Raw genomic sequence first — 10,354 nt, 5'->3', positions numbered from 1 at the left:
CCGGAAAGTGCCTCCAAAAGCGCAATATCGCGTCGCGATACCCACTTTGGCCAGTCATTGGACGCTCCGACGCGAGACATCGGCCGCCTGCAACGATTGGCGACCACGGCCGCGTGCCGACCTATCCGTTTGCACACACCCAAGACCCGTTGCGGACATTGCGTCGCACGGTTAGGGCGGGCTGCCAGCCCTTTTCTCGCTCGGCTCCCGGTTGAAAAATGCTAGGCTGTATGCCTCAGTCGGGCGCTTCAAACGAGTAATTCAATGAGGCGGCGCGAGTTCATCACGCTCGTCGGCGTTGCCGCGGTTATGGGCCCGAGCCCGGCGCGGGCGGAGCAGACGAAAAAGCTACCCATCATCGGATTCTTGGGCCCGGCCTGGTCGGCCCAAGATTTCGAGGATCAGTTGCGCGAACTCGGTTGGATCGCGGGGCGGACCGTTGCGATCGAGTATCGCTCTGCGGAGGGACATACCGAACGCTCCAAGGAAATTGCGACCGAGTTCGTCCGGCTCAAGGTGAATGTCATCGTCACGGTGGGGGGATCTCCGACTCTCGCGGTAAAACGCGCGACATCGCTCATCCCAATTGTCTCCATTTCTGGCGACCCTGTTGGCAGCGACCTCGTCGCAAGTTTGGCCCGACCGGACGGCAATGCGACCGGCCTGGCGCTCAACCCCATCAGTCTTGCCGGCAAGCGCCTCGAGCTGTTGCGCGAGGTTGTCCCAGGTTTCCGCCGCTTGTCCGTTATGGTCAATGCCAATAGCCCCGGTTTCAAAAACAGGATGGATGAGGTGCAGGCGGCGGCATCCGCGCTCGGCCTCGAGGCGACGATATTGGAAATCCGGCGCGCAGAGGACGTTGCATCGGCTTTCGAGGCCCTCAGGGACCGTGCGGACGCACTCTATGCCGTCGGCGTCCCACTCACCTTCGCCATTGCGACCCGAGCGCTGACCGCGCGAATTCCAACGATGTTTGAATACCGAGAGTTCGTCGATGCGGGCGGGCTGATGTCCTACGGCGTGGACGCAACCCACCTATGGCGGCTTGCTGCGACCTTTGTCGACAGGATTTTGCGTGGGGCGAAGCCCGCCGACTTGCCAGTCCAACAGCCGACCAAGTTCGACCTCGTCATCAATCTGAAGACCGCCAGGGCACTCGGTCTGAAAGTACCGGAGTCATTCCTGTTACGCGCCGACGAGGTGGTTGAATGAGCGCGGCTGCCGGGCAGCCACCAAGGGACCGCCGCCCAGGAACTGGCTGGAACGTATGTCGGCCCGAGCTGCATGGTGTGAGACGAGAGCAAATATCGCTGCATTGGACAACAGGCCGAGATTTCGCGAGAGCGGCACGGCGGGCCTCCAGCTCTTATTTTGCGTTTGCGAATACATCCGCTGCGTAGACGACCTTGCCACCCACGACCGTCAGCAGAGACGCCGTGGCGCCAATTTGCTCGACGGGGACGGACATGAAGTCCCGATCGAGAACCGCGAAGTCGGCGAGCTTGCCGTTTTCGAGCGTGCCGCGCCGCGTCTCGTCGAAGCAGAACCAGGCGCTTCCCACGGTGTAGAGGCGCAAGGCCTCTTCGCGGCTGGGTGTTTCGTCCGGGCCGCGCGTCGATAGTCCGCCGACGGTCTTGCCGTCGAGCATCCATTGCAGCGCCACGAACGGATTGTAGGATGCGACCCGATGCGCATCCGTGCCGGCCCCGACATGGACGCCCGTCCGCAACGCCGTGACGATGGGCGGCATGCTGCGCGCGGCTTCGCCCGCCTGCGCCACGATACGGTCGCCTCCGAGGTACATGGCGTCCTGCATGGTCCAGCCCACACCAAGGGCCTTCATCCGCGCCAGCGTTTCGGGCGAGGTGTTGTCGAGATGGGCGATGGACCAGCGCAGCGGCGCGATCGGCGTCTCCTTGTTGACCTCTTCATAGAGGTCGAGGAGGTGATGGACGGATTTGTCTTCCTGCCAATGGATGGTGACCGTCAGCCCTTGTTTTGCCGCCCAGCGAATGATCTCGAGGAACTTGTCCTTCGCCGCCGCGTCGGGCGCGTTGTTGTTGTACATGGCGCCGGTGATCCGCTCGCCGATTCCGTTGAATCGCAGCATGTCGTCGCCGAATCCCATCGGCAGGAACGGCGTGAGGTTCTTGTACTCCTCGAATTCGGCGCCGACATTCTGGGCGAACAGGCTGTAGGAGACACGCACCGAAAGTGATTTTTCACGCCAGAGCTTTTGCAAGGCGGCGTAGTGGCTGGGATAAATGCTGAAACCGCCGGGATCCACGATCCCGGTAATTCCGAGACGATTGAGCTCCGTGAAGAACTGCCGGGTCCCGGCGACATTGTCCTCGAAATTGGGCCTCGGCAGGCGATCGAACAGCGCGGAGATACTGACGATGGAGCCGTTGAACCAGCCCGTGGTTTCGCCCGATGTGGCACGCTCGGCCGTGATCCCGGCCGGCAACTGATCCGCGGAGATCCCGAGGGCTTGCTGCGCCTTCGGCGTCATCAGCAGCGCCGAATAGAACAGCTGGATGTAGGCCGGATTGTCGGGAACGGCCGACATCACCTCGGCGAGCGTCGGCCGCCGCTTCTCCGCAAATTGCAAGTCGCTCCAGCCACCGGCCACGATGATCCAGGACGCCGGGCGCGCTTTGGCCGCCTGGCGCAAGCGTTCCATGGCTTCGCCAATGGTCTTTGCGCCGATCCAGTTGACCTCGGTGGCGTAGGTGAGGCCGGCGCGCACGGCGTGAATATGGGAATCGATCAATCCCGGAATGATCGTGCGTCCGCCGGCGTCGACGCGGCGCGTCGCGGGCCCGATCAGGCCTTCCATGGCATCGTTGCCGCCAACTGCAACGATCTTGCCGTCGCGGACGGCGAGCGCCTGCGCGATCGTCGATGCAGGATCCAGCGTCACGATCTTTGCGTTCGTGACAATGAGGTCGGCCGTTTGTGCGTAAGCCGAAGTGGCCCAGCACGAGATCACCAAAATCGCCAGAAGCTTGCGCATGTTCAGTCCCGGAATGAGAGAGGCAGGAATGAGAGAGGCAGGAACGGCGCCACACATCCGCCGCTGGATGCGCTCGCGGGCATCGCGTGTCGCAACGGGGAGTGTCGCGATCTTGATCATGTCTGGCTCCAACAAAATCAGCCGGTCCACCGGAAAATTCGGTCAAGGCCCAAATCATTGATTTCGCAGCCCGCCTTCGCCCGTCGGGCTTCGGCGCGGCAGCCTTCGCCGCTTCGCTTGCCATTTGCGGCACCGGTTTGCCTAGCCGAAGCTCGCGAAGCGTGTCGGGACCAATCAAAAGCGAGTCGCTTAACCCATTGATTTATCGTGGCCTGCCAAAAATTCGCGAGTCGAGAAACCCAAGAATCATGAGTCGATTTTCACCAAAAGCCAAAACTCGTGAGTCGATAGGGGAAGCGCGCTCGATATTGAGTTCTGAGTTCGCGTTGCCCGCTAAATGTCGTAGGTCGAAGTCTCGTCAAAGGCAGCCTAGCGGGTCGCGACTCGTGAACTAGGCCGCGAATTCTGACAAAAGCTCGAGCCAACCACCTAGTCCTTGATGGATGGAACTCCGCCTGAACCAGGGGCTCGGCTCTTGATCCTAGCCACAACTCCGGCGGCGAACTCACTCTTGCTGCTCAGCCCTCTCAAGGCTGAAACAGGGGATCGATTCCCCTAGGGAGCGCCAGCAAGTGTTTTTCAGTCACTTACATCAACAAATAGCGGCGCTAGCGGCATTCGATAGCGGCAATTCGCGGGGTCGCCACGCTCGCCGGGCGAGTGCTTCGTGAAGTTGAATTTGGTTGGATATGGAAATCGACGAAAACCTGATCCGCCGCGACCTGACGTCGGCGCAACGGGCGAAGCTGATCTCCAAGCGAAAGGCGGCTTGACGGCCTTATGGACAGTTTCGCTAAGGACACGGCGGCAAAATCTGGCAAGTCCGAGCGATCGATTGAGCGCGACGTAACCCGCGCCAAAGCGCTAGGCTCCGACCTTGATCGCGTGGCCGGGACGTCGCTGGAGAAGGAGCGCTTAACTGGACGCGCGGGCGTGCTGCAGACCACAGTAGCGCTTGTTCCAGATTTAACCTTCCGCGACGACATCAAGCTTAATCCGCGTCTTCGATTGCACCCGAGCTGCGGAGCGCTAACCTCTCTGCACCGGACATTGCCCCGTCCGGGTTCACCATGGCGAGGTCGTCGCGCCAAGATACTCGGCGCGGCGGCTTCGTTTATCTACCGCAACGGTATGAGCTTCATTTGGCGAATAAGCCCGACGATGACCGGTTCGATCTCGTTGAGATGCGACGACAGATCACGAACTTACGCTCGCAACACTCTGACAATCTTCTCGTCACATCGCGATTGAACCGCTTCTTCGTGAAGATTGCATTTTTATCTGAGCCGAAGGATGCAGCACACGCGCAGCACCTGCGGTCCGAATTCGCGCGGACGCTGCAAGGTATTGAAACGATCGTCACCCGGAGGCCATCTGCGAAGCGATCTGGTATCGTTAAGCGGCCCAAGTAATGCTAACGCGGGTGCGCTCTTGCGCTCGCCGGGTCCGGGTCCGGGGCCGATGGTCGATGGAGTCGCGAAGTCGTCCTCGTTTCGCGTATCGAAGCCGCATCGCCGCGTTGGCGTTGATGCACCGCATTCCGAGCTTCGCAACATCGCCGGATTTCGTCGGGGAAGGTGGTCTACTCGCTTACGGTGCGTCGAGACGGCGTCATTTTATTCGATCAGCTTACCACGTCAAAGGAATCCTTGAGGGTGCACGAGCCAGCGACTTGCCCGTCGAACAGCCGACGCGGGTCGAGTTATGGATCAACGTTAGAACTGCAAAAGCGCTCAAGCTCGTAGTTCCGACGACACTACTCGCACAAGCTGACTCAAATAATTGAGTAGACGCAAAAGACGTCTATTGGCACGAGCCCGACCAGTCGCGTTGGTCTGCCAAATTCCGTTCACGCGAGTAGACCGGAAGTCACCGGCTCAAAGGTGGACCGGTGCGTACGACCCGGACCTTGGCACGGGACCTCTGTCCTGGGCTTTTCATTAGGACCACGGCGGCTCTTCGCTCGCCCCGATTGCCTCGTGGTGGATTGTGAAGCCCGCCGAACGTCAGCAACACAGTTCTTACAGAGGCAGGATCGAAACCAATATCCTTGGCGTTTGGTGGATGTGCCTCGCTGCCCTTCAATCGGAGCGTCAAGTGCAACTGCTCGCAAAGGTGCCGAACCACGAGATTGACCTGATCGTCAGTCATGATCTGCTTTTCCCGCTACCATCTTGCGGCCCAACTGGTAGCACATCTGATAGCCCTACACGCAACGACCCCGCCTCGCGAGTCGCGTGGTAGGGCCGCCTGCCGTCCGGACTTGGGCTGGATGAGTCGAGCCGGCCAACTCAATTTATTCCCGGTCAAAGTGAAGAGGTGACTGCGCAAAAGGAGCACTCCGTTGGGTATCCTAATGTGACAGATCGATTGTCCTAATTCGGACAGCTCCAGGCGGCTGGCCGCACGCTAAGGGTTCACTCGGGAGGGTCATTCCCCTTCGGCTCTTGTAAAAACTTTGGCGGATGAACTGACCCCTGAGCTGCGACCATCGATCTATCGGGCCTAGTGCTCGACCTCGGAGGTAAGCCGCTTTCCGACATCAGTAGTCACATCGTGACACGGTAACGAAGTCTCAACCCTACCTGGCTCGACCCTCATTTGTGTTTTGAGTTTCCTCGTTTGTATGCTTGAGCATCGCTTTGAGTTCTTCTTCGAGCGATCGCGGCGAAATTCCGAGTGAACCGAATCCCGGCCGGCTGCCCGAGACCATCGTGTCGATCTGCATAAGCTCAACCTGATTGCGCGTGAGCGGCGGGTGCGGCAGGATCTCAGCGAGGCCGGCGGCGGCATTCCAGAAAGCAAAGGGTATTCGCACCAGCATTGGCCGCAATCCGGCGGTGCGCGCAATGGTCCGCAACAGCTCGCCGTATGAGTAAACGCGCGGGCCGGCCAGTTCGTAGATTGGAAACGGTCTTTGTGTTTGCCGCAGGACCTGTGCGATCGCCGCGGCGACGTCGTCCACGTACACCGGCTGAAGCCTCGTCCTGCCGTCGCCGAATAGCGGATAAGCCGGCAGGGTCCGAAGCAGCCCAAGAATTGTCGTGAGAAAGGCGTCGTCCGGCGCGAACATTACCGCCGGGCGGATAACGACTGCGCCAGGGAACGCCGCTTGCACAGCCACCTCGCCCTCGCCGCGATTGCGAATATAGGGCGACGGCGATGTGGGGTCAGCGCCTATGCCTGATAGGTGCACAAACCGTTTGACCCCGGCCCGCCGTGCCACTCCAGCGATCCTGGCGGCCGCTTCGACGTGCACCGAATGAAATGTGTCGCCTCCATGCTCGGTGTAAAGGCTGATCGCGTTGACGACGCCGTCGGCACCCATAACGGCGGCCTCTACAGAGCGCTCGTCATGGGCATCAGCGATGACCTGTTCCGCGTTGTCGCCCTCGGCCCGCGCAGGATGCCGTGAGGCTATACGCACCGTAACGCTGGAGACGCTCAAATGGCGTACAACGCGACAACCAACGAAGCCGGTCCCCCCAAACACGGTCACGCGGTTCATTCCCCGGTCCATCCCACGATCCTGCGCAACGTTCTGTATTGACCCGCCGAGCGCCGCGCGCACTGCCTCAGTGGCCTCCGCCGGCGAACTGCCTTTGTTGAGATGATGTGAGATCACATCAATCAAAATGTGCGCTGCAGGGCCGACCGTTTGCCACTCTCTCCTAGCTTGATCGATTAGCGGCTGCGCCTCATTATAGAGCGTTTCCGCCTGTTCGATGATCGGATGTGCCTTACTGAGAAGATCGATCAGCGCCTTGGTCGCGGGCAACGACCGCTCAATTTGTTCAAGCTGCGCGTCGCTGAGACCGGAAACGTGACCAATGACTTCAATGAGCAAGTGTTTCAGCATAGCGCAACCTGCTGGTAGCGACGCACTAACTCAGGGCAACCAAGCGAAAGTAGGCACGGGCTCGGGGGGCGTCAGTTGTTGTCTCAGCCGACAGGGTCCGGCCGCCAAGCTCTCGGAGCTTGGAACAATCGCGCGCAATGGTGGATGATATTTGATCCACATCGATTATGTCCAGCATCTGGACCCAAATTTTCGTTAGCTGCCTTGGGCAAGGCCTTTGGGGAGTGCAAGGCTGACAAGTCTTGGTACGTCCTAGAAAACACGACGTCGGGCCACTCTGTTAGGACACATCCGGCGGGGCCGCCTTGCCGAAAGAGGCGCGGTATTGAGAACTGTCCTGATGGACGGTGATGGGCTCAGTGCCCAAGTCGAACGGCTTGAAGCGGTGGAGACGGGTCGGCGGCACCGCTGGTCCGAGGACGTGCGTGTGGCCATTTCCCGGCGAAACCGGTACGACACTTTCATTCAGGGATTATTTTTCGGGTCGGCAGAACCTTTAGCGTTACCCAGCCGATCTCGTCGTGACCGCCAATCTTCCGCCAAGAAAAACGATTCTTGTATCGAATACTTGGAGAGCTGTGAAAGGCGATGAGCGGAGAGGTACGTGGGCAACCGCGTGCACTGGCCTAATCTCTGAACCTCAGAGACGCGCTGGCGCGCGGAAAAAACGTCGCGAAATTCGATAGGGGTGATCCAATCTTTGCGCGGACCGCAAGCAGTTCTGGAGCTAGATGCATGAAACTATCCGGCGGAGCGAAGCGAACATCAGGCCACCGCTCATACAGCTGCCGTCGCACGTAAATGCGCAACAATCCGACCATCGTGCAAAAATACGGCGGCGTCTGTCTAGAAACCCCGGAAAAAATCCGCGCGGTTGCGAGGAGCCTCGCCGATTYGCACAGCCGTGGTCATCGCGTCGTGGCGATCGTTTCAGCGATGGGTAAGACGACCGACGAATTAATTAAGGCGGCTTATCAAGTAAGCCCGCATCCCAACCGCCGCGAACTGGATATGTTGCTAACGACCGGTGAGCGCATCAGCATGTCGTTGATGAGCATGGCCCTGTCTGATCTCGGTGCGCCAGCCATTAGTTTTACCGGGAGTCAGGCCGGTGTAATGACAGACGAATCTCATTCTTCCGCGCGAATTTTAGATGTGCGGCCTGCGCGCGTGCTCGAAGAACTCGATCGCGGACGCATCGTGGTTTTAGCGGGCTTTCAAGGCGTGAATCCGCGAACCAAAGAGATCACCACACTAGGCAGGGGCGGCAGCGACACCACTGCCGTCGCCATGGCTGCGGCGCTAAAGGCCGAGCGCTGTGAAATTATCAAAGAGGTCGACGGAATTTGCTCGGCCGATCCGCGCGTCGTGGCGAGCGCAAAGCCATTGCGCCGGCTGGATTTTGCATCGTTATCCGAAATGTGTTTTTGGGGCGCCAAGGTTTTGCATTTTCGCAGCGTGGAGCTGGCACAAAGCCAAAATATCCCTTTGTTCTTACGAAAATGGGGCAATTACGAACACAGCACGCGAGTGATGAAAGAGGTTATCGGAATGGAAACCGGAAAAATTCTGGCCGTCAATTCGATGGCTCGTATTGAGCATGTGGAGATCGCTTCAACGAATCTCAGTCATGGTTTTGAGAAATTTGCGCAGCATCTCAAGCAAAACGGCCTATCTTGGCCGCAAGTCCTCGTCTCGGCTTTCACCGCCGGAAAAACGCGCATCATGATGACTTGCGAGTCGGAAACGCTCGACACTCTGCTGCGCACGCTGGAAAGGAGCAAGGACTTGCGCAAAGGGCGTGAGACTTTGAGTTCGGTGAGCCTCACTTGCTTCGGCGGCGTTTCTTCAGACTTGCCATTTCAGGCGATGCAAATTCTGCAATCCCACGGGATTGTCGTTGAAAAGTACGTTCTATCACCACATTCGATAAATTTGTTCGTTCCTGTGGAGACCCGCGAAGCCGCGGTCAGGGCCTTGCATTCGCTGATCTAACAACCTCTTTGAGAAGATATCACGAAATCGCGTATGGGGAGGGATGGTCAAGAGGGGCGGCTCGCCGGCTCGATGCGGCGACAACGAGAGTTCTTAATCTTGCTGATACGCGCCCGTCCGCCATCGTTGGTGTCAATTTTTTATAGTCGGGAGGCGTCGATCATGCCGGGCACCATTGGTTGGCTACTTCGCGAGGGCGAACGAATTATTGCTTGCAACACAGGTCTATTGGGTGACAAGCACCTTCTAATCGGCGCTACCCGCGTTCGTAACGAAGCGCTTATTCTCAGAGACACACTGGATTACGTGGGCAAGCAGGTCGATGCGATTGTCGCTTATGATGACGCGAGCACGGATCGTACGCTGGAGATTCTATGCGAACACCCGAAAGTCGCTCTGATTGTGACAAATCGTTCATGGGAAGCTGACATCGAGGCGCGCCGGATTGCTGAGGGTCGGCATCGCGGCCTCTTGTTGCAGACGGCGCGCGAGCATTTGCAGTTCGACTGGATGTTTTGCTTCGATGCGGATGAGCGCGTTACCGGGGATTTACGCGGATTCATAGAAGGAACGCATTCTAGCGAATGCGACGGCGTGCGGGTTCAACTGTTCGATGCCTATATGACTCCTGGGGACCACGCACCCTATCAGGCCGATCGCGAACTGTTGGACTTTCGTCGTTTCTTTGGTCCGGAAAGGCGAGACATTCTGATGTTGTGGCGAAACCGGTTGCAGGTCACCTTCGCAGAGCACCATGCGCGCGAGCCGGGTGGCGTTGAACGCGTGGCGACTGGCCTCTATTGCCAGCACTACGGCAAATCGTTGTCGGTCGACCATTGGGAAGAGACCTGCGACTACTACATGCGACACTTTCCGTTCGATACCTACGGACGAAAATGGCGTGAACGCAAAGGTCGAGCAATCCACACCCAATCGGACTTCATGCGGCCGTTGTACGAGTGGGGTGACGGGCTCTTCGCGAATGCGATCAAGATGTGATTGTCCGAAAACTGAGCCGCCCCCGTGCCAATGCGGCCGCTTCGAAGTCGGCTTCGTTGATCTGGACGCGTTTTGGTCTGCGTTCGGTCGTGTTCGTTGTGTTCCGGTGAGATCGTTTCTGGTGCGAAACTGGTGCGGTAGATGGTCTGAGATTTTCGTGCCTGACGTGCTGTTTCGCAACGCCTCCCGAAGATTGTTCGTGACCAGCGCGCCAAACAAATCGCGCCCAACAAGCCTTGCCGCCCCGCGCGGTCGACGAACCTCGCTCCGGGATGAAGCCGGCTCTGACGGTTCCAAACTAGGAACCTGACAGGCGCTGAGCGCAAGAATCCCGGGAGGTGTGAGGCGGCTCACACCCCCACGTC

General features: G+C 58.9%; 7 protein-coding genes and 1 tRNA gene. 6 read left to right on the top strand and 2 right to left on the bottom strand.

The genetic code is table 11. The features are described from left to right. Positions 1-264 precede the first annotated feature (264 nt). A complete protein-coding gene (locus tag AB4Z51_RS32185; RefSeq protein ID WP_085403293.1) occupies positions 265-1,212 on the top strand; it encodes an ABC transporter substrate-binding protein in 948 nt (315 codons plus the stop codon). A gap of 154 nt (positions 1,213-1,366) precedes the next feature. On the opposite strand, the gene AB4Z51_RS32180 is transcribed toward AB4Z51_RS32185, so the two are convergent. Further along, the gene (locus tag AB4Z51_RS32180) at positions 1,367-3,136 is read right to left on the bottom strand and encodes an amidohydrolase (protein ID WP_245344195.1); all 1,770 of its coding nucleotides are present in this window, start codon (positions 3,134-3,136) and stop codon (positions 1,367-1,369) included. 483 nt (positions 3,137-3,619) lie between these two features. Here AB4Z51_RS32180 and AB4Z51_RS32175 point away from each other — a divergent pair. The 3 genes from AB4Z51_RS32175 (at position 3,620) to AB4Z51_RS32165 (ending at position 4,922) form a co-directional block, all read left to right on the top strand. Continuing rightward, positions 3,620-3,704 (top strand) — tRNA-Glu (locus tag AB4Z51_RS32175). A gap of 212 nt (positions 3,705-3,916) precedes the next feature. Beyond that, positions 3,917-4,387: a hypothetical protein gene (locus AB4Z51_RS32170; RefSeq protein WP_167768314.1), complete on the top strand. Its 471-nt coding sequence runs from the start codon at positions 3,917-3,919 to the stop codon at positions 4,385-4,387. Between the two features lie 160 nt (positions 4,388-4,547). Further along, entirely contained in the window at positions 4,548-4,922 is a 375-nt protein-coding gene (locus AB4Z51_RS32165; RefSeq protein WP_135216936.1) for an ABC transporter substrate binding protein, read from the top strand. Positions 4,923-5,717: 795 nt separating this feature from the next. Here the strand turns inward: AB4Z51_RS32165 and AB4Z51_RS32160 are convergent. Next, positions 5,718-6,995 carry a complex I NDUFA9 subunit family protein gene (locus tag AB4Z51_RS32160; RefSeq protein WP_244623454.1) on the bottom strand — a complete coding sequence of 426 codons (1,278 nt, stop codon included), beginning with the start codon at positions 6,993-6,995 and terminating at the stop codon, positions 5,718-5,720. An 801-nt stretch (positions 6,996-7,796) separates the two neighbouring features. Here AB4Z51_RS32160 and AB4Z51_RS32155 point away from each other — a divergent pair. After that, a complete protein-coding gene (locus AB4Z51_RS32155) occupies positions 7,797-8,990 on the top strand; it encodes an aspartate kinase (protein ID WP_441498732.1) in 1,194 nt (397 codons plus the stop codon). A gap of 162 nt (positions 8,991-9,152) precedes the next feature. Continuing rightward, positions 9,153-9,989 carry a glycosyltransferase family 2 protein gene (locus tag AB4Z51_RS32150; RefSeq protein ID WP_085403335.1) on the top strand — a complete coding sequence of 279 codons (837 nt, stop codon included), beginning with the start codon at positions 9,153-9,155 and terminating at the stop codon, positions 9,987-9,989. The last annotated feature ends 365 nt before the right edge of the window (positions 9,990-10,354 follow it).

This window comes from Bradyrhizobium sp. 2TAF36 (assembly GCF_052114925.1).
GTDB classification, from domain to species: domain Bacteria; phylum Pseudomonadota; class Alphaproteobacteria; order Rhizobiales; family Xanthobacteraceae; genus Bradyrhizobium; species Bradyrhizobium barranii.
Note: the sequence above shows the minus strand (reverse complement) of the source record. Positions and strands in the feature narration are given on the sequence as shown.

Coding starts and splice junctions, on each gene's coding strand:
- AB4Z51_RS32165 (WP_135216936.1), top strand. CDS start 4,548: ATGCTAACGCGGGTGCGCTCTTGCGCTCGCCGGGTCCGGGTCCGGGGC.
- AB4Z51_RS32150 (WP_085403335.1), top strand. CDS start 9,153: ATGCCGGGCACCATTGGTTGGCTACTTCGCGAGGGCGAACGAATTATT.
- AB4Z51_RS32185 (WP_085403293.1), top strand. CDS start 265: ATGAGGCGGCGCGAGTTCATCACGCTCGTCGGCGTTGCCGCGGTTATG.
- AB4Z51_RS32180 (WP_245344195.1), bottom strand. CDS start 3,136: ATGATCAAGATCGCGACACTCCCCGTTGCGACACGCGATGCCCGCGAG.
- AB4Z51_RS32170 (WP_167768314.1), top strand. CDS start 3,917: ATGGACAGTTTCGCTAAGGACACGGCGGCAAAATCTGGCAAGTCCGAG.
- AB4Z51_RS32160 (WP_244623454.1), bottom strand. CDS start 6,995: ATGCTGAAACACTTGCTCATTGAAGTCATTGGTCACGTTTCCGGTCTC.